The organism is Pseudomonas sp. KK4, from assembly GCF_001984065.1.
In the GTDB taxonomy this organism is placed as follows: Bacteria; Pseudomonadota; Gammaproteobacteria; order Pseudomonadales; family Pseudomonadaceae; genus Aquipseudomonas.
This window is the reverse complement of the sequence record NZ_LYVP01000026.1, coordinates 26,411-53,170: the sequence shown is the minus strand read 5'-3', so window position 1 is coordinate 53,170 and position 26,760 is coordinate 26,411. Positions and strand designations below refer to the sequence as shown.

The following is a 26,760-nucleotide window of genomic DNA, read 5'->3' as shown; positions in this document are numbered from 1 at the left end:
CGCGAAGCCGCTGGCGGCCGCGTTCATCTGCGTGCACCCGTGGAAAGGATCAGACGGCGACGTCGCTCGACAGCAGGGCTTGCGCCATGCCGGTGAGGATCGCGCGCTTGCCGGTGAAGGGGTCGCGACCGTGTACTGCGAGCATGTTGTCGATAAACAGCACATCGCCCTGTTGCCAACTGAAGCGCACCAGCGAATCGAGATAAGCGGCGCGCAGCGATTCCAGCACCTGGGGCTCGATCGGCTCGCCGTCGCCATAGAAGGTGTTGGTCGGCAGGTCGAACTCGCTGAAGTTGCTTTGCAGCGAGTCGCGGATGGCCGGCGGCAGGGTGCTGATGTGGAAGAAGGTCGCGTGGTTGAACCACACCTCTTCGCCGGTGCTCGGGTGGCGCACCACGGCCGGGCCGCGCTGGCGGGTGCGCAGGCGGTCGTTGTCTTTCCATTGCACTTCGATACCGACGCTGGCGCAGTAGGCCTCGACTTCGCTGCGATCCTCGGACTGGAACACGCTCTGCCAGGGCAGGCCGAAACCGTCGCCGTAATTGCGCACGTACAGCACGCCCTTTTCGCGAAAGCGCGCTTCGATCTGCGGGCTGATGGCGGCCTTCACGCTGCGGGTCGAGCCGATCGGGGTTTCGCCGCCGGTTTGCGACGGCAGATGGCAGTAGAAGAACAGGCGCAACGGGAAGCGCGGCGAGTAGGAATGTTCGTTGTGCGGGAAAATCATCTGGTCGGCCGGGTAGTCGGTCGAGGTGTAGATGTTGCCGCCGACCCGGGTGCGCGGCGAGGCGCGGAACATGTACTCCAGCGCGCCGGGGGAGAGGGCGGCGATGACCTGATCGAACTGTTCCACCGACTGCACGGCAAAGCCGCGAAACAGCAGGGCGCCGTAGTGCAGCAGTTTGCGCTCGAGGCTCTCCCGCTCGCTGGCGGCCCAGGCCGCCAGGTCGACACCGCTGACCGCAGGCTCGATCACCAGCGGCAGGGCGTGGTCAGGGTGCAGCAGGCGCTCGCTGACCAGTTGCTGTTCCGTGACGTTCATGGCTTTGCGACGCACGCCGCCAAGGGCGCGGGACGGTGGGGGCTCGATAGGCATAGAGGCATCCAACTCGGTTAAAGGGGCAGTGAGCGACGTTTGGTTTGCAGCATCTGGCTGCGACCGGCGAGGGCCTGGCTGTGCTGGCGTTCGCGCTGGAACGCCTGGTCCCAGGCGTCGATGCGTTCGGCCAGGGCCGGCAGCGATTGCCCAAGCAGCTCGCGGCTCTCGTCCAGCAGGCGCGTCCACAGGTGTTGCAGGCGCAGGGCGCGGGCCTGATCGAAGTGTTCGCCACGGAATTTCAGGGTGGCCTCGATGCCCTGGCTGCCATGCACCAGGTCCAGCACCAGATGGAAATCGCCGGGGTCTTGTGCCACGTCCAGCGAGGTCATTTGCGCGCCGGCGATTGCGGTCGGGTTGACCCGCGACGGCTGATAGTTGAGCTTGACCTGGAACAGCGGCGAGTGCCCGGCACGGCGCTGCGGCGCCAGCGCCGAGACCACCAGATCGAATGGCAGGCCCTGGTGGGCGTAGGCCAGTCGCGCCTGATCGCGGACCTGCCCGAGGAAGTCGGCCAGGGTCGGTTCGCCCCGCAGATCGCAGCGCAGGGTCAGTTGGTTGACGAAGAAGCCGATCACCTCGTTGTGCTCGGCCAGTGGCCGGCCGCTGACGTCGGTGCCCAGCAGGAACTGCTGCTGCCCGCCCAGTTGCCGGAGCACCAGTTGATAGCTGGCCAGCAAAAGCATGAAGAGGGTCATGCCCTGTTCGCGGGCAAGCACAGTCAAGGTGTCACAGCTGGCCTGGGGCAGGGTGAACTTGAGGCTGTGCTGGCCCGGGAGTTGACCGCTGCCGCCCAAGTCCAGGGTTTGCGGCACGCTGCCCAGGTGCTCACGCCAGAACTGTTGTTCGGCGGCGACCCGCTCGAGGTTCCAATGCTCGGCTTCCCAGCGGGCGAAATCCAGGTACTGCAACGGCTGCCTGTCTGCAGCCGCCCCGGCCAGTTCGGCCAGCAACAGCTGGGTGGATCGTCCGTCGAAGGCGATGTGGTGCAGGGTCAGCAACAGGTCGTGCTGCTCATCGTCGCGGCTGAACAGGTGCGCGCGCAACAGTGGGCCGTTTTGCAGATCGACCGGGGTCGCATGCTCACGGGCCAGGCAGTCGCTGACGGCTTGCTGTTGCAGGGCAAGCGGTTGATAGCGCCAGTCGTGCCAGGTCAGCGGCACCGTCGCCGATGGCAGGATCCGTTGTTGCGGGCCGTCGACGTCATCGTGGTACACCGTGCGCAAAACGCTGTGGCGCAGGGCCAGGGCATTGAGGCGCAGGGCCAGGGCTTCGCTGTCCAGTGCGCCTTGCAGGCGCAGGTGCAGCACCAGGTTGTGCCGGGTGTCGTTGGGGTCGAGCTGGCGCAGGAACCACAGGCGGCTCTGGGCAAAGGATTGTCGGCCATGGGGCTGGCCGAGGCTGGCGCGCTCGGCCTCGGACGCGGCTTCGGGCGCCGGTTCGCTGAGGAAGTCCAGCAGCGCCTGGGCCCATTCGCCCAGGGTCTGCTCGCCGAACAGCGGATGGGTCTGGAGGTTCCAGCCCAGGTGCTGGTGCAGGCGCGCGGCGAAGTCGGCGATGCGGATGGAGTCCAGGCCGAGACCGATCAGGCTTTTGTCGAAGTCCACGCTCAGGTACGGGTTAACCTCATACAGGGTCTGCTCCAGCCACTGGCGGCATGCGTCCAGGGCGTCTTCCGAGGCGTTGGCCGTGCGCTCGTGCAGTTGCGCCAGGTCGATGCTGTCCTTGAGAACCGCGACTTGTCCGCCGTATTGGACGATCACGCTCAGGGTGCCCGCGGCCAATTGCTTGCGCGCGCCCTGGCGGGCGATCTTGCCGCTGGTGGTCATCGGGATGGTGCCGGCCTCCACCAGCACGATCTGGTCGATGCCGCAGTCGGCGGCTTCGCGCACGGCGTCCTGCATCGAGGCGAACAGCGCCGGGTGATGGCCCGGATAGACGTATTTGCGATGGGGCTCGGCGACGATCACCAGTTTCTCGCGACCCAGCACCGGGTCCATTTCCGAGAAGGCGGCGACGCGCCCGGTGCGAATGCCCGGCTCGGCATCGGTGATGGCGAATTCGATGTCGTGGGGGTACAGGTTGCGTCCGTTGAGGATCAGCAAATCCTTGACCCGACCGCAGATCACCACTTGGCCTTCGTGCATGAAGCCCAGGTCGCCGGAACGCAAATAGTGGCCGGTTTCGCCGACGATCTGCGCCTGGAAGGCCTCGCGGCTGGCTTCGGGATTCTTCCAGTAGGCCTCGGCGTTGCTCGGGCCTTGCAGCCAGACTTCGCCGATGTGGTCGACGGCGCAGCGTTCATGGGTGTGCGGGTTGACAATGGCGATGCTGTGCAGCGCTTGCGGATAACCGCAGGCCACGAACTCCACTGCCGGGGCCTCGGCGGCTGCCAGGGCGACGCGGCCGGTTTCCAGCACGGCCTTGTCCAGGCGCAGCACCACCGGCAATGCATCGGCCGGCGTGGCGCTCACGCACAGCGTGGCTTCGGCCTGGCCGTAGCCGGGGCTGATCGCCAGCGGGTTCAGGCCGCAGGCGGAAAAACGCTGGACGAAGGTGTCGAGGGTGCCGGGATGGATCGGTTCGGCGCCATTGATCGCGTGCTGCCAGGCGCTGAGGTCGAGCTGGGCGATCAGGTGGTCGCTGGCCACGCGGTTGCACAGGGCGTAGGCGAAGTTCGGGGCGAAGCTGGCGGTGGCGCGGTAACGGCTCAACGCCTGCAGCCAGGTGGACGGTGCGTTGACGAAGGTCTGCGAGGCGATCAGGTAGCAGGGCATGCCGCTGTATAAAGGAGCCAGCATGCCGCCGATCAGGCCCATGTCGTGGTACAGCGGCAGCCAGTTGACCATGGCGCCGTGCTCATCGAAGCCGTAGGCCTGGCGCATCAGCTCGACGTTGGCGATCAGGTTGCGCTGGCGCACTTCGACGCCTTTGGGGTTGCCGGTGGAGCCGGAGGTGTATTGCAGGAAGGCCACGGTGGCGCCGTCGACTTGCGGACGGGTCCATTGACTGGCGGGCGGCGTGCCGAGGTCTTCGACCGTGGACACCTCGACCCGGCCCTTGACCAGTTCTCGCAGGCTCGGGCAATAGTCGGCAGGGGCGAGAATCAGCGCAGGTTCGGCATCCACCACCACGTTGCGCACCCGATCCAGATGACGGGGCTTGCGCGACGGTGGGGGAAACAGCGGCACGGCGATCAGCCCGGCATACAGGCAGGCGCAGAAGGCACGGGCGTAGTCGAGGCTGCTGGGCAGCATCAACAGCACCCGGTCACCCGCTGCGTAACGCGCTTGCAGCGCCGCCGCCAGGGACTGGCTCTGTTCGTGCAGTTGAGCAAAGGTCAGGGTTTCGCCGATCTCGACGCCGTCCGGCAAAAAGTGCAGGGCCGCGCGCTGTGGAAAGTGCCGGGCGTGGGTGTCCAGCACGTCGATCCAGTGTTTGAAAGAGAACATGTGCAATTCACGCCATGGCAACGATGACCTTGCGGTCACCGGTGTAAGGGTTGCGGCCGTGTGCGACCAGTCGGTTGTCGAGCATCAGAATGTCGCCGGGCTGCCAGGGGAAGCTGACGGCAGTCTGGCGATAGACCTCGCGTACGGTGTCGAGCACCTGATCGGCGATGGCCGAGCCGTCGCCGAAATACACGTGGCGCGGCAGGTTCTCTTCACCCACGGCGGCCAGCAGGCTGGCGCGCACAGTCGGTTCGATGGCCGAGACATGGAACAGGTGAGCCTGGTTGAACCACACCCATTCACCGGTCTCGGGGTGTTGCAACACGGCGGCGCAGCGCTGCCGGGTGCGCAGTTCGCCGTCGGCTTTCCACTGCCACTCGATGCCGTTGTCCTGGCAGTAGCGTTCGACCTGGGCGCGGTCTTGGGTGTTGAACACCTTCTGCCATGGCAGGTCGAGGGCGCCGCTGTAGTTGCGCACATAGAGCAGCTCGCGGCTGGCGAACAGCTCGCGAATCTCGGCGGGCATGCGCTGATGGATCAGGCGGCTGTCGGCGATCGGCGTTTCGCCGCCGGTCTCGCTGGCCTTGATGCAGTGGAACCAGATGCGCGAAGGCCAGGGCCGGGTGTAGGCCTGTTCGTTGTGCAAGGGGATGAATTGATGGGCCGGGTATTCGGTGGAGCTGTAGACCCCGGCGAACACTTTGCTGCGTGGCGTGGAGCCGAATTCGTAGCTGGCCAGCGGTGCGCCGAAACTGGCGGCGAAGCGCTTGAAATCGATGGGCGTGGGCACGCTGAAGCCGCGAAACAGGACGCCCCCGACCGTGCTCAGCGCCTGGTCGAGCGTGGCGCGAACCGACGCGTCCAGATCATGGATCGACTGTCCCGGCTCCCCCTTTACCAGCACTGGCAATGTCGACGCAGGGTCGATCGATGGGGCATGGGAAAAAGGTTCTGAACGTCCGCTCAGGTGTTCGATTGAAGTCATCCTTGCGCATCCTTTTTTCTTTTTCAGTCAGGCGGATCAAGCGTTGACTGCCTGGAAATCAAGGCAAAGGCAGCTACGCTCTGGTCCGCTGAAATGTATTGTCACCGATACATGGCGGCATATTTATTACAAATGAGATCCATTATCAATCTTATTCCCTTAATTTTTTTTTTGGATTAGACTCCTGCCGGCTGGGGACAATCAGCGTTCTGGACTTAGAAGAAAGACCAATATCTGTCGCAGGGGAGCGGGGCGTGAATTACAAAAAAACTACAATTGCATTGGCTGTGGGGTCGGCGATCTGCCTGACCCACAATGCATGGGCAGCAGAGCAATCGACCTCGATGGAGATCGCTCCGATCACGGTAACGGGTGAAAAAATCAACCGTTCCCTGGAAGAAACGCAGTCGAGTGTAGCCGTCGTTACGGACAAGCAACTGCGCGAGAAGGAAGACCACAGTCTGGTCGACGTATTCGCCCGCACCCCGGGTGTGTACAACACCTCCGGCAACGAAAACTGGGGTATCCGCGGCGTGCCGGTCTCCGGTTTCGATGACCAGGGCCCCGCCGCGCTCAATGGTGCGGTGTCGGTATTCGTCGACGGCGCCGTACAGCCCAACCGTTCGCTGACCCTGAGCCCCATGCCGCTGTGGGATGTCGAGCAGGTCGAAGTGTTCCTCGGCCCGCAATCCACCACCCAGGGCCGCAACTCGCTGGCCGGTGCAGTGGTTATTCAGACCAGGAACCCGACCTTCGTACCGAGCTTTTCGGCGCAGGCCAATGGCGGCACCTACGGTGAGCGTGGTGGTGCGGTGGCCGGTGGCGGCTCGATCGTCGACGACAAGATCGCCGGCCGCATCGCCGTCGATTACCAGGAAGGCGACGGCTACATCGAGAACCTGTTCAACGGCGATGATGCCAACCCGACCCGCACCGCCAACGCCCGGGGCAAGCTGCTGATCCTGCCGAACGACGATACCGACGTGCTGTTGACCTATGCCCACGGTGAAAGCCGCAAGGGCGATAACTCGTCGATTCGCCAGGGCGACACGATCCGTTATTACAAGATCGACTCCAACACCGAAGCCTACGACAAGCTCAAGCAGGACACCGTCAGCGCCAAGATCGACTACCGGCTCAATGATGACTGGTCCCTCACCAGCCTCACGGCCAACACCGACTCCGACTATGACGCGCGCCTGGACTTCGACCAGTCGTCCGCCGGCAACCAGTTCGTGCTGCGCAAGCAATACGGCGACCTGTTCAGCCAGGAACTGCGCCTGAACTACACCTCTGACACCATCAAGAGCTTCGCCGGCGTCTACTACGGCCACAACACCAACAACTTCCACGACCGCTTGTTTAACAACACGCAACTGCGCGGCACGGTCAAGGGCGACACCACGATCAAGAACGGCGCCGTCTTCGGTGAGGTCAACTGGACCTTCGCCCCGCGCTGGACCCTGATCACCGGCCTGCGCTACGACCACGAGACCAACGACACCAACGTCAAGGCCGATGACTTCTCTGAGCCGGGCAAGGACAAGCAGACCTCCGATGCCGTGTTGCCGAAGCTGGGCATCGACTACGAGCTGGCCGATAACCAATACGTTGGCTTCATGGTGCAGCGCGGCTATCGCGGCGGCGGCGTCAACGTTCGCGCCGGCAGCGGTCATACCGCCTACGATCCGGAATACACCACCAACTACGAGTTGTCGTACCGTGGTGCGTTCATGGACAAGACCCTGCGTACCCGTGCCAACCTCTACTACACCGACTGGAAGGATCAGCAGGTCAGCGTCGTGAACCCGCAAACCGAGTTCTTCGACGTGTACAACGCGGGTCGCAGTGACATCAAGGGTCTGGAACTTTCCGTCGAGAAAGACTTCGGCCAACAGTTGACCTTGAACGCCGGCGCCTCGGTGACCGATGGCAAGTACAAGGACTTCGTCACCAGCGACGGCCGCGACATGAGCGGCGAAGACTTCCTGTTCTCGCCGAAATACAAGATGACCATGGGCGCGACCTATCGCTGGAACGACCGCGTGACCCTCAACACCGACGTGGTCTATCAGAGCACCGCCCCGTCGGAGTACGAGTTCGATGACGCAGGTCAAGTCACCGGCGAGCGCCGTGCCGACAACTACTGGCTGGCCAACTTCAACGCCGAGTACAAGATCACCAAGAATGTCGCGCTATCCGGCTATTTGAAAAACGCCTTCGACCAGGGCTACGTCACCAACAACCGCAGTGGCGACAACATCGATGTCGGTGCCCCGCGCACTGCCGGTCTGGTCCTGCGCTACGACATGTAATGCGACCCCTGTAAAACCATGGAAGCGGGGGAAGGATTCTCCGCATCCGGTTTCACGGCTTTCGTGACCTGAAGCGTTCGTTTTCAGGCTGCCCTGTACCCTTCCAAAACCAGCCTCCCTGGAGGAAATCATGAGTGCTTTTTCGAATGTCACATCGGGTGGCGCGCAACAGCTACGCCTGTTGCACCGCGGGTTGTCGACCCCGTACTGCCTTGATCCGACGCCGATGCTGGAGCGCCAGCAACAGCAGGAATCCAACGCCCGCAGTTACCCTCGGCGCATTCCGCTGGTGCTGGAACGGGCCCATGGCATCTACGTGCAGGACAGTCGTGGACAGGTGTTCGTCGATTGCCTGGCCGGTGCCGGCACCCTGGCGCTGGGGCATAACCATCCGGTGATCGTCGAAGCCATCACCCAGGTCATGGCCGCTGGCGTGCCGATGCACACCCTGGACCTGATGACCCCGGTGAAGGACGCATTCGTACAGGAAATCTTCGGCTGCCTGCCAGCCGACTTTGCGCGAAACGCGCGCATCCAGTTTTGTGGCCCCAGTGGCGCCGATGCGGTGGAAGCGGCACTGAAGCTGACCCGCACCGCCACGGGCCGGCATTCGGTACTGGCCTTTGAAGGGGCCTACCACGGCATGACCTTGGGCACGCTGGCGATCAGCGGCAACCTGTCGCCGAAAAACGCCCTGGGCGGCCTGATGGCCGGCGTCCAGCGCCTGCCGTTCCCCCACGATTACCGTTGCCCGTTCGGCGTGGCCGGCGAGCAGGGCGTGACCCTGAACGTGCGCTACCTGGAGCATCTGCTCAATGACCCGGAAAGCGGCGTCACCGCACCGGCGGCGATGATCCTCGAACCGATCCAGGGTGAGGGCGGGGTGATCACCGCGCCGGATCGCTGGATGCAGGAACTGCGTCGCCTGACCCAGGCCCACGGCATTCCGTTGATCGTCGATGAAATTCAATGCGGCATCGCCCGCAGCGGGCGCATGTTCGGCTTCGAGCACTCGGGCATTGTCCCGGACGTGATTACCCTGTCCAAAGCCATCGGTGGCGGCCTGCCGCTCTCGGTGATGGTCTACAACGATTCGCTGGACGTCTGGCAACCGGGTGCCCACGCCGGCACCTTCCGTGGCAATCAATTGGCCATGGCCGCCGGTACCGCGACCTTGCGTTTCATCCGCGACGAAGGCCTGGTGGCCCACGCCGGGACCGCCGGTGCGCATTTGCGCAAACAACTGCTGTCATTGCAGAGCGAGTTCGACTGGATCGGCGACGTGCGCGGCCGCGGCCTGATGCTCGGCATGGAAATCGTCGACCCCCAGGGCGCCCCAGACGCCCAGGGCCACCCACCGGTAGACACCGCCCGCGCCAAGGCTTTGCAACAGGCGTGCCTGCAACACGGTTTGATTGTCGAGCTGGGCGGCCGCCACGGTGCTACTGTTCGCTTCCTGCCACCGCTGATCATCACCGAGCAGGAGATCGATTTCGTGGCGCAGATACTGTTCCGCGCGGCGAGTGCGATCAGCGAGCGTGCGCGGGGCTGAGGTTCGCAATTGTCCCTGTAGGAGCGAGCATGCTCGCGATGAACGCCCAGGCGACGCGGGGTTTCAGCTGCCCCGCGTTATCGTTGACGTCCATCGCGAGCGAGCTCGCTCCTACAGGGATCGTGGCGCACCAAGGGCGGAACCGATGGCAGCCGTTACCGCTGGTTATGCACACAATAAAAACAGCACCAAACAGGGAGTACCAATGCACAAGGATTTCACCTCGATGAAACCCGTCTGGCTGCTGATCACGCTGCTCGGGCTGACCGCCTGCGGCGATCAGAAGCCGCCCGCCGAAACCAGTACCCCCCTACCGCAAGTCAAGACACTCACCGTCCAGCCCCGCGCCTTCGCCATGACCACCGACCTGCCAGGTCGCATCGAGCCGGTGCGCGTCGCCGAAGTACGCGCACGGGTGGCCGGCGTGGTACTGACCCGCCACTTCCAGGAAGGCAGTGACGTCAAGGCTGGCCAGTTGCTCTTCAGCATCGACCCGGCGCCGCTCAAGGCCGCCTTGATGCGTGCAGAGGGCGCACTGGCCAAGGCCGAAGCCGATGTCTATCGCGCCAACGCCCAGGTCCAGCGCTTCAAACAACTGGTGCAAATCAACGCCGTCAGCCCGCAAGCCTTCGACGACGCCATGTCCGATCTCAAGAGCGCCCAGGCCAATCGCCTTGCCGCCCAGGCCGACCTGACCAGCGCCAGGCTCAACCTCGATTACTGTCAGGTGCGCGCCCCGATCAGCGGCCGCATCGGCCGTGCGCTGGTCAGCGAAGGCGCGCTGGTGGGCCAGGACGAAGCCACGCAAATGGCGCGCATTCAGCAACTGGACCCGATCTACGCCGATTTCACCCAGTCCGCCGATCAGGTCGTGGCCCTTCAGCAGGCCCTGACCAGCGGACGCCTGACCCTCAATGGCAGCGGCTCGGCCGAGGTCACGCTGCAAGTGGGCAACCCCGCCCAGACACGCCATGGCAAGTTGCTGTTCTCCGATATCTCCGTGGACCGCAGCACCGGCCAGGTGACCCTGCGCGGCGAGTTCGCCAACCCCGACAACCTGCTGCTGCCTGGCATGTACGTGCGCGTGGTGGCGCCTGCCGGGGTCGACCCGCAGGCGTTGTTCGTGCCCCAGCAAGCGGTGCAGCGCGGCGCCGACGGCCAGGCGCGGCTGATGCTGGTGGACGCCACTGGCGTAGTGCGCGAACGGGTGGTCAGCACCGGTACGATGCTCGGCTCCGACTGGCAGATCACCCAGGGCCTGTCGGCCGGCGAGCAGGTGTTGGTCGAACGCGTCGACAAGCTCAGCGCCGGCACCACGGTCCACGTCATCACCCTGGCCGAGCAGCAGGCTCGCAACTGACGGCCTGAGGCCCTGGGAAGCTATCGATGCCCGATTTTTTCATCAATCGCCCGAATTTCGCCTTTGTCATTGCGCTGTTCATTTCACTGGTCGGCCTGCTGACCCTGGGTACCTTGCCGGTCAATCAATACCCGGACGTGGCGCCGACGCAAATCACCGTCAGCGCCAACTACCCGGGCGCCTCGGCGCAGATCGTCAGCCAGAATGTCACCAGCCTGCTCGAAGAAGAGCTCAACGGCCTCAAGGGCCTGATCTATCACGAATCCAACAGCGCCAACGGCGGCGCCGATATCACCATCACCTTCAAGCCCGGCACCGATGCCGATATGGCCCAGGTCGATGTGCAGAACCGTTTGCAACGGGTGATCGGTCGTATGCCCCAGGCCGTGATCGAGCAGGGCCTGAAAGTGGAGCAGGCACGCTCCAACTTCCTGTTGGTGTATGCCCTGTCCTACACCGACGACGAGCAGGACTCCATCGGCCTGGCGGACTACGCCGCCCGGGCCGTGAACAATGAAATTCGCCGGGTGCCCGGGGTCGGGCGGGTGCAGATGTACACCGCCGAGCGGGCCATGCGCATCTGGGTCGATCCAACACGACTGGTGGGCTACAACCTGTCGATGGCCGATGTCAGCAAAGCCATCGCCGGGCAGAACGCCCAAGTGCCCGCCGGCGCCATGGGCGAACGTCCCGGACCGGCCGAACAGCACATCACTGCCACGGTGATGGTGCAGGGGCAGCTCGAATCGGTAGAAGCTTTCGGCAACATCGTGCTGCGAGCCAACGATGACGGCTCCAGCGTGCGCATCCATGATGTGGCGCGGGTCGAGCTGGGGCGCCAGGACTACCGGTTCGACGCGCGCCTGAACGGCAAGCCGACGGCGGCCATGTCGGTGCAACTGGCGCCGGGGGCCAACGCCCTGCAAACGGCGCAGGCGATCAAGACGCGACTCGATCAACTGTCGAGCACGTTGCCGACGAACATGGCCCTGAGCGTGCCCTACGACACCTCGTACTTTGTCGACGTGGCGATCCGGCAAGTGATCTACACCCTGATCGAAGCCATGGTCCTGGTGTTCCTGGTGATGCTGCTGTTTTTGCAGAACCTGCGCTACACGCTGATTCCGGCGGTGGTGGTGCCGGTCTGCCTGTTGGGGACCGTTGCGGTCATGGCGCCGCTGGGGTTCTCGATCAACATGATGACCCTGTTCGGCATGGTGCTGGCCATCGGCATTCTGGTGGACGACGCCATCGTGGTGGTGGAAAACGTCGAACGCCTGATCACCCAGGAACAGCTGTCGCCCAAGGCCGCGACCCGCAAGGCCATGGGGCAGATCAGCGGGGCGATCGTCGGCATCACCCTGGTGCTGTCGGCGGTGTTCCTGCCGCTGGCGTTCATGGGCGGCTCGGTGGGTGTGATCTATCAGCAGTTTGCCATGGCGCTGTCGGTGTCCATCCTGTTCTCCGGGTTTCTTGCGCTGACCCTGACCCCGGCGCTGTGCGCCACTGTGCTCAAGCCTTTCGACCCGACGCATCACGCCCGGCGCAATCGCTGGACCGACGCTTTCAACCGGCGCTTCGACAACCTGGCCCGGCGCTATGAGCGGCTGGGGGCAAGCTGGGTCAAGCGCAGTGCCCGCAGCCTGGGCCTGTACCTGATGTTGCTGCTGGTGCTCGGTTTTGCCTACGCGCGGCTGCCGACTTCGTTCCTGCCCGCCGAAGACCAGGGTTACATCGTCACCGACATCCAGTTGCCGCCCGCCGCCTCGGCCTCGCGCACCGACGTCACGGTCCGCGCCTGGGAGCGATACGCCCTGGCGCAGCCGGCCACCGATCAGGTGCTGGCGATCATGGGCTTCAGTTTTTCCGGGGAGGGCGCCAACGCCGCGATGTCTTACGTCACGCTCAAGGACTGGTCGCTGCGCGACAGCGGGCAGACCAGCAAGGCGGTGGCGCGGCATGCCAACCAGGCGTTTGAGGACGTCCCCGACGGCACGCTGTACAGCGTGGTGCCGCCGCCGGTGGATGGTCTGGGCACCTCCAGTGGCTTTGATCTGCGCTTGCAGGACCTGGCCGGGCGCGGGCACGAAGCGCTGTTGCTGGCTCGCAGCCAGTTGCTCGAAGCGGCCAAGACCTCAAAGGTGATCGGTCACCTGATGGAAGATGGCCTGGCCGACGCGCCGCAGATCAATGTCAGCATCGACCGGGAGAAGGCCGAGGCACTGGGCGTGAGTTTCGATGTGATCAGTGCGGCGCTGTCCTCGGCCCTGGGGTCGGAACAGATCAACGAGTTCGCCAACCAGGGGCGCATGCAACGGGTGATCGTCCAGGCCGACGGCAGCAGCCGGCAGACCCCGGAAGCGTTGTTGCGCCTGCAGGTGCCGAACCGGCAGAACCGTCTGGTGCCGCTGGAAGCCTTCAGTCGTTTCGAGTGGCAGGTGGGGCCTTTGCAAATCGGCCGTTACAACGGCTCGGCGTCGCTGCGATTTTCCGGCGATGCCGCGCCCGGCTACAGCACCGGCGAGGCCATGGTGGAGTTGCAGAAAATCGCCCGTCAACTGCCGGCCGGTTTCAGCCTGGAATGGTCCGGTTTGTCATTGCAGGAACAGCAGGCCAGCGCTCAGGTGCCACTGTTGGTCGGGCTGTCGCTGACCATGGTGTTGCTGGTGCTGGTGGCGCTGTATGAAAGCTGGGCGATTCCGTTTGCCGTATTGCTGATCGTGCCGATCGGCATGCTCGGTTCGGTGACGGCGGTGACGGTGATGGGCATGCCCAATGACGTGTATTTCAAGGTCGGGCTGATCACCATCATCGGCCTTTCGGCGAAGAACGCTATCCTCATCGTCGAATTCGCCAAGGCGCTGCACGCCCAGGGTGCCAGTCTTGCGCAAGCGGCGGCCCAGGCGGCGCGCCTGCGTTTTCGGCCAATCGTCATGACCTCGCTGGCGTTCATTCTCGGCGTCGTTCCACTGGCCCTCGCCACAGGTGCCGGCGCGGCCAGCCAACGGGCGATCGGTACCGGGGTGATCGGCGGCATGCTGGCGGCGACGGTGCTGGGGGTGTTGTTCGTGCCGGTGTTCTTTGTCTCGGTGCTGGGCGTGGCGCGACGGTTGCGCGGCACCTGCAGCGCAGAGCAGTCGGACGCTACAACGCCAGGCAAACCGCTGGACCCGCAAACGATGCATTGACGCAGTGAAGGGTAAAAAGGACGGCTCAGTTAAATGGAACCCCTGACGGCTGCAGGCATCCATCTCTTATAGACATCGGGGGGGTGGGGTGATGAAAGAAGCGCAGAGAAGGCTGGCCATCACAGCCTGGCGACGGCTGTATGCAATGCCGGAGAACCATATCGATGCCGAAGACCGATACAACAGACTCTTGCGGGCCGCAGACGACATGGAACGCGAATGCCTGATCACCGGCGCCGAATGGCGCAAGCTGGCCCAGCAGGCCGGGACCTGGTTCGCCAGCACCGCAGAATGCATGTCCACCGCACGTCGCCCCCTGTAGGAGCGAGCTCGCTCGCGAGGGTCGTCAACGATAACGCTGGCAACCTGGCGCCCCGCGGTGTTCTGGTGTTCTTCGCGAGCAAGCTCGCTCCTACAGGAATGTGCCGGTTTTTACCTCGCCGCTGCGGGTGTAGCGGGCGACCAGGACTCCGCTCGGGGTGCGGGTGGAGTGTTCCAGGGTGAAGGCCGAGGCTTGCGCGTCATCGCCGAACAGGCGCTTGCCGCGTCCGAGCAGAACCGGGTGGATCATCAGCCGCAGTTCGTCCACCAGGCCGGCGGCCAGCAGTTGGCGAACCAGATCGCCACTGCCCTGGGTCAGCAGTTGCGAGCCATCCTGTTGTTTGAGGGCACCGATGGCGTCGACCAGGTTTGCATCCAGTGCATGACTGTTGTGCCAGGCCAGCGAATCCGGCCGATGGGTGGCTACATGCTTGGGCACGGCATTGAAGAGGTCGGCGATGGGGTTATTCGCGTCGAACTCAATCTGCGGCCAATACCCGGCGAAGATGTCATAGGTGCGACGCCCCAGCAGCAATTCGAACGGTTGAGAGAACAAGTCCATGACTGCCTCGCCGGTGACTTCGTCGGCGTAGGGCACGATCCAGCCGCCGAAGCCAAAGCCATCGCTGCGGTCTTCTTCAGGTCCGCCGGGTGCCTGCATGACGCCATCGAGGCTGACAAACGCGGCAACGGTGAGTTTGCGCATGGTGTTCTCCTGATTCGTGCGTGAGATCAATCCTGTAGGAGCGAGCTCGCTCGCGATGGCGTCAAAGGCACCGTGTGCATGCAGACAGCCCGCGTCTTCGTTAACGACCATCGCGAGCGAGCTCGCTCCTACAGGGGGGTGTAGGCTCGGCCACCATCAGTAAGGACTGCGGCAGCGGACTCTGCGGGTGCTGCGGCTCTTGCAGTTCGACCAACCGAAAGCCGGCCATGTCCAGCGCCCGAAGCCAACTGGACAGGGTACGGAAATACCACGGCATGCTGTGCCATTGTCCCTTGAACCCGTCGAAGGTCTCTTCGCGCCAGCCGTCCTGATAGTCGCCTGCGGCGGCGGTCCATGGATGCAGCGTCTGGATCAACAGTGCGCCGCCCGGGGCGAGCAGGGCATTGATGGCGGCGAGCAGGGGGATGATGTCCTGGTGCAGCAGGGCGAAGTTGGCGCAGATCAGGTCGTAGTCTTTGCCGATGTTCACCCTGGACTCTGCAAGGGCTTCGTAGCTCGCCACATGCAGGCGTGAAGAACCTGCCGCGCGTGCCGCGTCGACCAGCGTCGCGTCGCCATCCACCCCCACCGCCTCGATGCCCCGATCCGCCAGGGCCCGGAGCAACCAACCCTCGCCGCAGCCCAGGTCGAGCACGCGTTCGGGCTGGCGACCCTGGATGGCCAGCAGGATCGCCTGGTCGGTGACCTGGCGACGACTTTCGATGGCGCCACTGCGCACCGCTTCGATCCAGGATCGGGCGTTGTGGTGCCAGCTTTGCAGCAGGCTGGATTGAGGATCAGACATGGCAGTGGCCGATGCAGTGGGGTGGTTAAAGAATAGGCCAGGCTGGAAAAAAGGACCCGCCAGAGCGGCGGGTCCGGAGGGGTCAGAGTTTCGGCAGTTGCCCGATGCGGCCCATCATCTCGGTGACGATCTGCAGGTCCAGCAGAAATTGCTCGGTGGTCTTGAACTCGTTGTCGTTGTGACCGGTGTATTTGACGTCCGGCATGGCCAGGCCGAACTGCACGCCGTTGGGCAGTTCGTGGACCGAGGTGGCGCCCGCGGAAGTGCCGAACTCATGTTTCATGCCGAGGTTTTCAGTGGCCACGGCGAGCAACGCCTTGACCCATTCGCCTTCGGGGTTGCGGTACATCGGCTCGGCGATCGAGTAGTCGAAGGTCGGCGCGATTTTGCTCTTTTTGCTCCAGGCGTCCAGCTTGCCAGCGATCTCCGACTTGAGCGTTTCCGGCGATTTGCCCTTCGGCACCCGCAGGTTGACCGCGAGTTTGAAAGCCTTGTCGTCCAGGCCGACATAGGTCAGGGAAGCGGTCAGCGGGCCCATGAAGTCATCGGCAAAGCCGACGCCCAACTGGCTGCCCAGGTAGTCCAGGCCCCAGTTGTCGGCGGCGTAGCGGGCAGCGTCGGTGATGGCGTTGTGCTTGAGCGCGACCTTGCCGTCCAGGCCGTTGATGAAGTCGAGCATCCTGGCCACCGGGTTGACCCCGGACTCGGGCTCGGAGGAGTGGGCCGAAACCCCGGTGACTGTCAGCTTGACGTCCTTGCCGACCACCTTGGCGGCGATGTCGAAGTTGCCGCCGTTGTGCTTGACGTAGTCGGCGCCGGCCTTTTGCAGACTGGCGGCCAGTTGCGCGGGCTTGTCCGTCACCAGGGTGGCGACCGATGTCGACGGGATCTGGTTGGTGGCCATGCCGCCGGTCATCGAGGTGATTTCTGCGCCTTTGCCTTGGGCCTTGCGCTTGGCAAAACTGGCCATGACCGTGCCGTAGCCTTTCTCGGCGATCACCACCGGATAGCCGCCGTCCAGCGCCAGGTTGTAGTTGGGCGTGGGGTTACGCTCGAAGTAATAGGGGATGGCGTCGCCCGTGGTTTCTTCGGTGGTGTCCACCAGCAGCTTGAAATTGCGCGCCAATGGCAGCTTCTCTTCCTTGATGACCTTCATGGCGTAGAGCGCCACCACGATGCCGTTCTTGTCATCCTCGGTGCCCCGGCCGTACAGGCGGTCACCGATCAGGGTGACCTTGAACGGGTCGAGGCGGGTGCCGTCCTTCAACACCCAATTCTCCGGGGTCACCGGCACCACATCGGCATGGGCGTGAATGCCCACCACTTCCTCGCCCGAACCTTCGAGGGAGATCTCGTAGACGCGGTTGTCGATGTTGCGGAAGTTGAGGTTGAAGGACTGGGCGAGACCTTTGATTTTTTCAGCGATCTTGATGAATTCGGGGTTGTCGTGCTGGGCCACGCCCTCCACGCGTACGGTGGGGATGGCTACCAGTTCACGCAGGGTTTCGGTGGCCGCGCTGCCGTATTTCACCCGGGCGTAGAGGCCCAGCAGGCGATGGATTTCGTTTTGCTGCTCGGGATCAAGTGGCTTGTTGTCGAGGAAGGCACTGATGGCCGGGCCCAGCTCGTCGGTTTTGGCGACGTCGCTCTTGGCCAGCGCTGCGAGGAACTGGCGGAAATCGGTGACCGATGCGTCGCTGAAGGTCTTGAGGATGATCGCACTGTGTTGCGGGGTGATATTGGCTTGGGCAACGGTGGTGAAGGACGACAGGCTGGCGAGCATCAGGGTGGTCGCGGCCAGGTGCTTGAGTGAAAAGTCCATTGCTGGGGGCATTCCTTTGCAGGCGGGTTGTGAGAAATATCTGATTGATTAGTCAGAAACATTTTCAAACTTACACTGCCAGGGCGCGATGCGGGAGCCCTGAAATGGGAACTGTCGCACAGGCATGCAAAAGCGGCGCAGAAACGAAAAACCTTGTGGGGCAGGTATAGAGAGGTTGGATGTGACGACGCTTTCGCGAGCAGGCCCGCTCCCACAGGGCTTGTGTCGTACACCAATACTGCGTACGACCCAACACCCTGTGGGAGCGGGCTTGCTCGCGAAGAGGCCATTAGCCTCACATCTACACAAACTGACCCGCCGCCTTCGCGAGCAGATCGAATGCAGAGGTTCAGACGCCTTTGGTCGACGGCAACAGAATCGTCAGGATGCCCAACAGCGGCAGGTAAGAGCACAGCGAATACACGTACTCGATGCCATGGCTGTCCGCCAGATGCCCCAGCAGTGCCGCGCCAATACCGCCAAAACCAAACATCAGGCCGAAGAACACGCCGGCGATCATTCCGACGTTGCCCGGCACCAGTTCCTGGGCGAACACCACGATGGCCGAGAACGCCGAGGCGAGGATAAAGCCGATGATCACGCTCAGCACGCTGGTCCAGAACAGGTCGACGTAGGGCAGGGCGAGGGTGAAGGGGGCGGCGCCGAGGATGGAGAACCAGATCACTTTCTTGCGGCCGATTTTGTCGCCGATCGGGCCACCGAAGAAGGTGCCCGCTGCCACCGAGCCGAGGAACAGGAACAGGTACAGCTGCGAACTGGCCACCGACAGGTCGAACTTCTCGATCAGGTAGAAGGTGAAGTAGCTGGTGAAGCTGCTCATGTAGAAGTACTTGGAGAACACCAGCATGGCCAGCACCACCAGGGCAAAGGTCACCCGTGCTTTCGACAGACCGTGGGTCGCCTGGCCACCTTGCTTGAGCTTGAACAGGTTCAGGTGCGTGCGGTACCAGCGGCTCAGGGCATACAGCACGCCGATGGCGAACACCGCGAACAGGCCGAACCAGGCCACGTGACCCTGGCCATAGGGAATGATGATCGCCGCCGCCAGCAAGGGGCCAAGGGCGGTACCGGCGTTGCCGCCGACCTGGAACGTCGACTGCGCCAGGCCGTAGCGACCGCCCGAAGCCAGACGCGCCACCCGTGAAGTTTCCGGGTGGAAGGTCGAGGAACCGATCCCCACCAGGCCCGAGGCCACGAGAATCGCCGGGAAACTGCCGACGAAGGCCAGCAACAGGATGCCGATCAGCGTGCAGACCATGCCGGCCGGCAGCAGCCATGGTTTGGGGTGACGGTCGGTGTGGTAACCGACCCATGGCTGCAGCAGCGATGCGGTCAACTGGAAGGTCAAGGTAATCAGACCCACCTGGGTGAAGCTCAGGCCGTAGTTGGCCTTGAGCATCGGATAGATCGACGGCAGCACCGCCTGAATCAGGTCGTTGATCAGGTGCGCCAGGGCGCAGGCGCCGATCACCCGCATGACCAGTGGACTGGTCTGGCTGGCTACCGGGGCGGCGGTCATAGGGGGTGTCATTGAGGACATCGCACATCATCCAGGCTGGAGGAAAGGAGCATTGCACAGGGCAGGCGCTATGCTAGATTTCGCCCTGTTGCCTGTCTCGCGCGATTCGGGCGCCTACTTTTGTAAAAAGGGCATCATGGACAAATCGATGGAAGAATTTCTGCTGGCGATGGACGAAGCGCCGTGGCCGGTCTGCACCAGTGCGACCGATTACCCGGAGTGCTGGTTCATCGAGCCCCACAGCCACGCCAAGCACCAGTTGATCTACGCCATCGAGGGCGTGATGGTGGTGCATTCCGGGCTCAACCAATGGACGGTGCCGCCCAGCCGTGGCATCTGGATGCCCTGCGGTCACGTGCACTCGATTCGTTGCGTGGGGGCGTTGAAGATGCGCAGCGTGTTCGTGCGCCCGGAGCATTTTCCCGAGCTGCCGGGAGAGACCCGGGCAGTGAGCATTTCGCCGTTGCTCAGTGAACTGATCAAGACCTCGGTGAGCATCGCCGCACCGGTCGACCCGGATTCCCGGGAAGCCAGGATCATGCGCTTGATCGTCGACGAACTGACCCTGCTGCCGACCTTGCCGCTGCACCTGCCGCAACCGGGGGATCAGCGTATCCAGGCGATCTGCTCGGCGTTGCGCCAGGACCCGGGCGACGGCTCTACCCTGTCCGACTGGAGCGAACGCCTGAGCCTGGACACCAAGACCATCCAGCGCCTGTTCCACAAGGAAACCGGTATGACCTTCGGCCAGTGGCGCCAGCAGGCGCGTTTGCTGTCGGCTCTGGAACGCATTGCCCTCGGGGAGAAAATCATCGACGTGGCCGGCGCCCTGGGCTACGACAGCCCGAGCGCGTTCAGCACCATGTTCAAAAAACAGTTCGGCACCACGCCCAGTCATTTTTTCAAGTAACCCGTGGCGAGGGAGCTTGCTCCCGCTGGGCTGCGCAGCAGCCCCAAACCCTGCCACCCCATGCCTTCAGGTCCGCCTCATGCTCAGGCTTTGCGACTGCTACGCGGCCGGACGCAGGCTTCGCCAGCGGCCACAGGTGGGGGTCAGTGGTCGAGGTGGATCACCAGCGCGCTGTCGAACCCGGGGTTCTCGTTGACCCCGTTTTTGGCATAACCCCTGGGGTTGCAGATGACGCGGGTGCTGCCCACTCGATAGTCGAAACTGCCATGGGTATGCCCGTGCAACCACAGTGCCGGTTGCCACTGCTCGATCCGTTCTTCGAGGTCCGACACGAAGCTGGCATTGATCGGCGAGTCGGCAAAATTGGCGCTGATGCTCAACCGGGTCGGGGCAAAATGGGAGATCACCACCGTCGGCGTGGTGCTGTCGCGACGGAAGCATTCGTCGAGCCAGGCGACGGTCTGCAGATGGATCAGTTGGGAAAGCGCCGGTGTGAACAGGTCGGGAAAATCCGGCGAGACCCTGATGTGGCTGAAGTCGCGAATCAACCGGGTTGCCAGTTCAATGCCCTGATCCCGCTGGAGACCTTTGTCGAACAGTCGATAGTCCGACCACAGCGTACACCCCAGAAATCGCACGCCCTGGTGAACGTATTCCGAGCGTTCCAGCACCTTGATCTGCGTGCCCTGCGTCAGGCGGCGCAACTGCTCGTAGGTGGAGACCAGGTCACTGCCATAAAACTCGTGATTGCCCGCCACGTACAGGGTCGGGGCTGGGCAGTCTCTGGCCCACTCGATCGCCCTGGCCGGCCGGGCAATGTCGCCGGCGAGCACGACGATATCGGCCGCCACCTCGGGGAAGGGGATCGGGTTGACGGACAGGTGAATGTCGGACAGCAAGGCGATGCGCATGAATCAATTCCTCCGGATCAGGGCCTGTGAAACCGCGATCATCCGTTGCTCTATCTGTTGTTCGGTGTGGGCGGCGAAGCCCATGACCAGGCCCGGTGGCTTTGGGCAACTGCGGGTGTACCGGCTCAGGGGAAAGGCACCGACACCACAATCTCGCATCAAGGCCAGTGCGTTGGGCTCGGTGAAACCCTTGAGCTGGCCGGCGACATCGAGCCCGGCCTGGATGGGCGGGAACTCGATGAAATCGGCCCACAGTTGCCTGGACAAGGTCTGGAACGTCTTGGCTCTGCCCGCATAGAGCTTGCGCATCTTGCGGATATGCCGGTCAAAATGCCCCTCGATCATGAAGTCGGTCAGCACCGCCTGCGCCAAACCATTGGCGTGGCGAGCCGTCATCGACAGGGCCTTGGTGAAGGGCTCGACCAGCTGCTCAGGAAGGGCCAGATAGGCCAGGCCAACGGCGGGAAACATCAGTTTGCTGAAGGTGCCGGCCAGGATCACATGGCTGTCGGCCTGGGGCAGGCTCCTGATCGCCGGAATGGGTTTGGCGATGAACCGGTACTCGCTGTCATAGTCGTCCTCGAAAATATAGGCGCCATGCTCCCTGGCCCATCTGAGCAGTGCCAGGCGCCGGTCCGGGGCGAGGGCGACGCCCATGGGGGACTGCCGGCACGGCGTTACGTAGGCAAGGCGTGCCATGGGCGCTTTTTTGATGCCTTCGTCCACGACCATGCCTGACTCGTCTACGGGAACATCCACGATGTCTGCTTGCGCGCTCTGCATGATATGCCGGGCGCCCGGGTAGCCCGGGTCCTCCATCCAGACCGGATCGCCGGGCTCGACGATCAGCCGAAGGCAGATATCCAGCGCCTGCTGGACACTGCTCACCAGAACGATGTTCTGCGCGCTGACCGCTACACCCCTGGCGATACCAAGGTGCTCGGCAATCGCCTGGCGCAACGCCGGTGCGCCCTGGGCGGAGCGTTTGGACAGTACCGACGGCTCAATGGCGCCCAGGTGCCTTGCATGCAGACGGCGCCAGATATCGATCGGGAAGCGTGCGACGTCGCAACTGTGAGGCACGAAAAACTGGGAGGAAAAGCGCGATTCCAGAGGGAACGCAGCGGGGTGTTCGGTCAGCGCCCGAGCCCAGCGAGTGGTCAGTACCGGCGGCAACGCATCCGGTTGCACGGTTGCCGCGCGCAGGTTGCTCGCCCGCGCCAGATGATCGTCCGGCAGGGTGCGACTGACCCGCGTCCCGCTGCCTTGTGAAGCGTGCAGATAGCCTTCGGACAACAACTGGTTGTACGCCGCCTGTACCGTGCCCCTGGCCACGCCATATTGAGCGGCCAGGTAGCGCGTGCTGGGCAGTAGGTGATTGCGCGGCAGGCGACCGCCCAGAATGTCTTGGCGCAGCGCACGGTAAAGCCAGGTTTGAAGGGTTTCACCGTCGCGCCGGGCATCGAGTGCGAGGGACCAGGTGACCTGCCCTGAGGGTGTGTCGTTCATGGGGGTGGCTCTGAATTGGGCCAATCAGATACTTGAAAAGTGGATCAATACTTTAGTCCAGTTTCGGTGAAAAATAAGCCTCTTTGTGGTTTTAACGTCACTGGATGTCCGTCTATGCAGACCAATGAAATGCACACCTATGCCCAGGCTTGTGAAGCCAAACCGCAGCCTGAATGGTTCATAGGGCCAATCATCGCACTGATCTATCCGTTCACCCTGTCCTGCTTCAACTTCTACAGCGTGGCAATCACCCAGGGCGCGGGCGTCGGCAGTTGGCTGATGGCAGGCCTGATGCTGACGATCGCCATTTTCATGCCCCTGATCGGCCTGTTGGCGGCGATTCGGCTGGGGCGCGACACGCTGCACAGTCCGGCCGAAGTGTTGGCACGCCGAGTGGCGATGGTGTCGGCCGCCGTCGCGCCGATCTTCGTGTTCACCGGGGTCATTTTTCTGCTGTTGGGCAAGCCGACCTGGGATATCGGTTTCCTGACAGCGGTGTGGGTGACGCTGATCGGTTGGATAGCCTGCTCCGACAGGACCCCGGCCAAACCAAAACGCCTGGCGGTCAATCATCAGACACTGAGGTTCTGGCATGGCGTCGCTGCGGCGGCGGTGGTGGTGTACCTGGGGTTTCACTTCAGTAACCACCTCTTTGGTCTGATCGGACCCGAGGCGCACATGGCGGTGATGAAAGTGTTCCGCGTGGTTTACCGCTCCGCAGTGATCGAACCGCTGCTGACCCTGACGTTCGTGTTCCTGATTGGCAGCGGCGCCTGGATGGCCTGGCGCCTGACCGATCGCCAGGCGGACGCCATCCGCACCTTTCAGATCGCCGGCGGTGTGTTTCTGATCTTCGCCATCACCAGCCACATCAACGCCGTGCTCTATCTGGCGCGGGTGCATTTCCAGATCGACACCGATTGGGGATTCGCCGTCGGCGCGCCGAACGGCATGTTGAAAGATGCCTGGAGCATCCGTCTGCTGCCGTATTACTTCCTGGCCGTGTTCTACGTGATTTCCCACGCGTTCTGCGGCTTGCGTGGCGTCATGCTCGCGCACCGCGTCAGTGACCGCACGGCCACACGGGTGTTGGTGGCCGGGATGGTGTTTGCCGCGCTGGTGGCGAGCGTCATCATTCTTGCCATGTCGGGGATGCGCCTGCATTTCGATTGATTTGGGTTGAACCACTGCAGGAGCGAGCTCGCTCGCGATGAACCTGAGATCCGCGCGGTGTCAGGTTTGCCGCGTCATCGTTGACCACCATCGCGAGCAGGCTCGCTCCCACAGGTTTCAAGCTGTGTTTGTCTTTTGCAAACACGGGTGTTGTCTGATCGCCAATTGTCCGTGCCGGGCGATGGCCGTACCGTAGGTTCACCCTAAGACAACAACAAAGTCGGTGAAATCGATGAGTACTGCGGCAGTCAAAACAGTGTTTGGTTCGCTGGATAATTACACCAAGGGGTCGGTTGAATTAATCAGCGGCAAAGCCAGTCATTACGCCTTTTCGAACATCTTCGAAGTGGCCGGCAATTCGCTTCCCTACGAAAAAGTGGTGGTGGGCCTGAACCTGGGCTACGTCATCGAAACCCTGCGTGCCGAAGGCCAATCTCCTTGGTACACCGCGTCCCATGATGAGTTCGCGATCGTGATGGACGGTGAAGTGCGGGTGGATTTCCTCAAGCTCGACGCACCTGCGAAATACGGCGAAGGCACCCATCTGGCCGGTGAGCTGCCGGTCGGCAAACCCATGGGCTACGTGCTGCTAAAGCGCGGTCATCAATGCCTGCTGCCGGCGGGCACCGCCTACCGCTTTGAAGCCAGCCGCCCGGGTGTGCTGTTGCAGCAGACCATCAAGGGCCCGCTCTCGATCGAGAAGTGGGCAGACATCTGCTTCAAGTGATCCGCCGTCCTTCACTCATTCCAGGTACAAGAGGAACATTGCTCATGGCCATGCTCGAAACCGTTTCTGACACCCCTTCGTTGGCGAGTGATGACGTCAACGCCAGCGCGCCGCATCCGGTCACCGGTTATCGCTCGTTCAAACTCGGCGCGTTCGAACTGTCGCGCGACGAATACTTTGCGCGCATCACCTGGCCCGCCAAGGGCGAAACCCGCTCGCACCTGATCCCTGCGGATCTGTTTCTTCGCGCGATGATGCGGGATGTGGCGTGGGGCTTTTTCTATGGCTGGGTGAACTTCGACCATGTGGTCGGCACCCATAACCACTACGGCACCGTCGATCTGTATGCCGGCACCTTCAACGGCGTGCTCAAGGCCGCCGAGGTCCACTACACCGAGAACTTCGAAACGCCGCTGATCATGGCCACCTTCAAAGCCATCCTGCGCGACTGGACCAACGCCACCTTCGACCCGTTTGCTGCCCCGCAGGAAACCGGCAGCGCCTACGGTCGCAAGAACGGCGAAAACATCGAAGCCATCGAGCGCTTCCGCGTCGCCACCAAGCGCATGCCGGGCCTGAAGGACGACTCGCCGCTGCGCGACGATCTGCCGGTCAACCGGCACTTCGCCGACGTCAGCCAGGTCGAGCCCGAAGTCCATGCCGCAGAAGGCTTTGAGGGTGAGTTGCACGCGTTCAGTCTGTTCAAATACCTGTCGCGCTCTGACGTGACCTGGAACCCGTCGGTGAGCTCGGTGTGCAAGGCCAGCCTGTTCTGCCCGACCACCGAGGAGTTCATCCTGCCGGTGTTCCACGGCAATGACCGGGTCGAGTGGTTCCTGCAAATGTCCGACGTGATCGTCTGGGATATCGGCGACAAGGACGACGGCAACCCACGCGCCCGCATCACCATGCGCCCAGGGGACATCTGCGCGATGCCGGCGGACATTCGGCACCAGGGTTACTCGACCAAGCGTTCGATGCTGATGGTCTGGGAAAACGCCACGCCGAACCTGCCGCAGCGTTATGAAAGCGGTGAGTTGACGCCGTACCCGATCGAATTCTGATTACCTGCCTGGCCCGGTGCTCCCGGGCTTTTCCACCTGTGCTGTCCTGCAGGTCTTGTTGCCGGTCTTGCCCGCTCCACAGCGGTGGGCGGGACTGGCAATTTTTTTTGCCTGGCCGATCACCCCTGTGGGAGCGGGCAGGCCAGCTCCCACAGGTTTTTGTGGTGTGCACAGATGGTGTGAACACCGCCCACCCCTGTAGGAGCCGAGCTTGCTCGCGATGGCGGTGCATCAGTCAGTGAATGTGTTGGCTGATCCACCGCCTTCGCGAGCAAGCCCGCTCCCACAGATATTGTGAACGACACCCACCCCTGTAGGAGCGAGCTCGCTCGCGATGGTCGTTAGCGATGACGCTGGCTATCTGAATGCCCGCATTACAGGCTCGCACTGCTGCTGCAACAGCCCAGTACCGGGATCTTTGGATGTCGGGGGGAGAGGGGAAGGCAGGGTGGGCGCCGCGGCATGGATGCCGCGGGCCCGGGTAGCAGGTGATTCGAAGGGGACTTGCAGGCCTGCTATCGCCGTTGCGGCTTTATTTGTTGTTCGCCAGGCGCTTGGCGATCGAGGCGACGTGCGAGCCTTGGAAGCGTGCGATCTGCAGCTCGTTTTCGCTCGGTTGACGTGAACCGTCCGGGCCGGCCAGGGTCGAGGCGCCGTAAGGGGTGCCGCCGGAGATTTCGTTCATGTTGGTCAGGCCAGGTTCCGAGTAAGGCACACCGACGATCACCATCCCATGGTGCAGCAGGGTGGTGTGGAAACTGGTGATGGTGGTTTCCTGGCCGCCGTGTTGCGAAGCGGTGCTGGTGAACACGCTGCCGACTTTGCCGATCAGGCCACCGGTGGCCCACAGACCGCCGGTCTGGTCGAGGAAGTTGCGCATCTGCGAGCACATGTTGCCGAAGCGGGTCGGCGTGCCGAAGATGATGGCGTCGGCTTCCTTGAGGATTTCCGGCGTTGCGAAAGGAATGCTGCCGAACGCGGCGCGGTAGCCCTTGATGCCGCTTTTGACCTGAACGTCTTCAGGCATCAGTTCCGGAACCTGCAGCAGCGTGACTTCTACATCCCCGGCGTCGCGGGCACCGGCCGCGATCGCTTCAGCCATCTTGTAGATGTGCCCGTAGGAGCTGTAGAAAACGATCTGTATTTTTGTTGGCATGTCAGTTTCCTAATAGGGTTTTCATGTATTGCCCAAGTCCATATATCGATATGTCACTCAGACTTGCTCAAACGCTCCGTGTGCAAACTCCTAACTATCAAGTCCAGAAATTTATCCATCGAAGGCATTTGCTGGTTGCAGCATGGGCAGGGTCGAAAAACAAAACAA

19 protein-coding genes are annotated in these 26,760 nt (G+C 62.9%); 9 read left to right on the top strand and 10 right to left on the bottom strand.

Annotated features, from left to right (window positions below; all coding sequences use genetic code 11):
- Positions 1–49: 49 nt before the first annotated feature.
- Genes B0W55_RS11940 through B0W55_RS11930 form a run of 3 tightly spaced genes read right to left on the bottom strand, consistent with a single transcriptional unit; the run spans position 50 to position 5,533 of the window.
- Positions 50–1,096, bottom strand: coding sequence for a TauD/TfdA family dioxygenase (locus tag B0W55_RS11940; protein WP_077046198.1), 1,047 nt, complete (start codon positions 1,094–1,096; stop codon positions 50–52).
- A 17-nt stretch (positions 1,097–1,113) separates the two neighbouring features.
- Entirely contained in the window at positions 1,114–4,548 is a 3,435-nt protein-coding gene (locus B0W55_RS11935; protein ID WP_077046197.1) for a condensation domain-containing protein, read from the bottom strand.
- Positions 4,549–4,555: 7 nt separating this feature from the next.
- On the bottom strand, positions 4,556–5,533 hold the full coding sequence (locus tag B0W55_RS11930; RefSeq protein WP_077046196.1) for a TauD/TfdA family dioxygenase: 978 nt from the start codon (positions 5,531–5,533) through the stop codon (positions 4,556–4,558).
- 254 nt (positions 5,534–5,787) lie between these two features.
- On the opposite strand from B0W55_RS11930, the gene B0W55_RS11925 reads away from it, so the two are divergent.
- The 5 genes from B0W55_RS11925 (at position 5,788) to B0W55_RS29920 (ending at position 14,270) form a co-directional block, all read left to right on the top strand.
- Positions 5,788–7,848: a TonB-dependent receptor gene (locus B0W55_RS11925; protein WP_077046195.1), complete on the top strand. Its 2,061-nt coding sequence runs from the start codon at positions 5,788–5,790 to the stop codon at positions 7,846–7,848.
- Positions 7,849–7,978: 130 nt separating this feature from the next.
- A complete protein-coding gene (locus tag B0W55_RS11920; RefSeq protein WP_083743178.1) occupies positions 7,979–9,400 on the top strand; it encodes a diaminobutyrate--2-oxoglutarate transaminase in 1,422 nt (473 codons plus the stop codon).
- A gap of 226 nt (positions 9,401–9,626) precedes the next feature.
- Entirely contained in the window at positions 9,627–10,760 is a 1,134-nt protein-coding gene (locus tag B0W55_RS11915) for an efflux RND transporter periplasmic adaptor subunit (protein WP_139340899.1), read from the top strand.
- A gap of 26 nt (positions 10,761–10,786) precedes the next feature.
- Complete coding sequence (locus tag B0W55_RS11910; protein ID WP_077046193.1) at positions 10,787–13,948, top strand: multidrug efflux RND transporter permease subunit; 3,162 nt, start codon at positions 10,787–10,789, stop codon at positions 13,946–13,948.
- A 91-nt stretch (positions 13,949–14,039) separates the two neighbouring features.
- Complete coding sequence (locus B0W55_RS29920; RefSeq protein WP_077046192.1) at positions 14,040–14,270, top strand: hypothetical protein; 231 nt, start codon at positions 14,040–14,042, stop codon at positions 14,268–14,270.
- A gap of 90 nt (positions 14,271–14,360) precedes the next feature.
- Here the strand turns inward: B0W55_RS29920 and B0W55_RS11895 are convergent, their stop codons facing one another.
- From B0W55_RS11895 to B0W55_RS11880, 4 genes are all read right to left on the bottom strand, one after another.
- The gene (locus B0W55_RS11895) at positions 14,361–14,975 is read right to left on the bottom strand and encodes a dihydrofolate reductase family protein (RefSeq protein ID WP_077046190.1); all 615 of its coding nucleotides are present in this window, start codon (positions 14,973–14,975) and stop codon (positions 14,361–14,363) included.
- A 100-nt stretch (positions 14,976–15,075) separates the two neighbouring features.
- Positions 15,076–15,780: a bifunctional 2-polyprenyl-6-hydroxyphenol methylase/3-demethylubiquinol 3-O-methyltransferase UbiG gene (locus B0W55_RS11890; protein WP_077046189.1), complete on the bottom strand. Its 705-nt coding sequence runs from the start codon at positions 15,778–15,780 to the stop codon at positions 15,076–15,078.
- A gap of 82 nt (positions 15,781–15,862) precedes the next feature.
- Entirely contained in the window at positions 15,863–17,602 is a 1,740-nt protein-coding gene (locus B0W55_RS11885; protein WP_077046188.1) for a dipeptidase, read from the bottom strand.
- Positions 17,603–17,951: 349 nt separating this feature from the next.
- Positions 17,952–19,163 (bottom strand): MFS transporter, encoded by a 1,212-nt coding sequence (locus tag B0W55_RS11880; protein ID WP_077046187.1) that lies wholly within the window; start codon positions 19,161–19,163, stop codon positions 17,952–17,954.
- Positions 19,164–19,290: 127 nt separating this feature from the next.
- Between B0W55_RS11880 and B0W55_RS11875 the strand changes: the two genes are divergently transcribed.
- Entirely contained in the window at positions 19,291–20,052 is a 762-nt protein-coding gene (locus B0W55_RS11875; protein ID WP_371807266.1) for a helix-turn-helix domain-containing protein, read from the top strand.
- A 143-nt stretch (positions 20,053–20,195) separates the two neighbouring features.
- On the opposite strand, the gene B0W55_RS11870 is transcribed toward B0W55_RS11875, so the two are convergent.
- Together B0W55_RS11870 and B0W55_RS11865 are read right to left on the bottom strand one after the other, a co-directional pair.
- Positions 20,196–20,963, bottom strand: a complete 768-nt coding sequence (locus tag B0W55_RS11870; protein ID WP_077046186.1) for a metallophosphoesterase — start codon at positions 20,961–20,963, stop codon at positions 20,196–20,198.
- Between the two features lie 3 nt (positions 20,964–20,966).
- Positions 20,967–22,472: a PLP-dependent aminotransferase family protein gene (locus B0W55_RS11865; protein WP_077046185.1), complete on the bottom strand. Its 1,506-nt coding sequence runs from the start codon at positions 22,470–22,472 to the stop codon at positions 20,967–20,969.
- Between the two features lie 114 nt (positions 22,473–22,586).
- Here B0W55_RS11865 and B0W55_RS11860 point away from each other — a divergent pair, with 114 nt between their 5' ends.
- From B0W55_RS11860 to B0W55_RS11850, 3 genes are all read left to right on the top strand, one after another.
- Positions 22,587–23,645, top strand: a complete 1,059-nt coding sequence (locus tag B0W55_RS11860; protein WP_083743177.1) for a hypothetical protein — start codon at positions 22,587–22,589, stop codon at positions 23,643–23,645.
- A 232-nt stretch (positions 23,646–23,877) separates the two neighbouring features.
- Entirely contained in the window at positions 23,878–24,372 is a 495-nt protein-coding gene (locus B0W55_RS11855; protein WP_077046184.1) for a hydroxyquinol 1,2-dioxygenase, read from the top strand.
- Between the two features lie 44 nt (positions 24,373–24,416).
- Positions 24,417–25,436: a hydroxyquinol 1,2-dioxygenase gene (locus B0W55_RS11850; RefSeq protein ID WP_077046183.1), complete on the top strand. Its 1,020-nt coding sequence runs from the start codon at positions 24,417–24,419 to the stop codon at positions 25,434–25,436.
- 532 nt (positions 25,437–25,968) lie between these two features.
- Here the strand turns inward: B0W55_RS11850 and wrbA are convergent.
- Positions 25,969–26,592, bottom strand: coding sequence for an NAD(P)H:quinone oxidoreductase (wrbA, locus tag B0W55_RS11845; protein ID WP_077046182.1), 624 nt, complete (start codon positions 26,590–26,592; stop codon positions 25,969–25,971).
- Positions 26,593–26,760 lie beyond the last annotated feature (168 nt).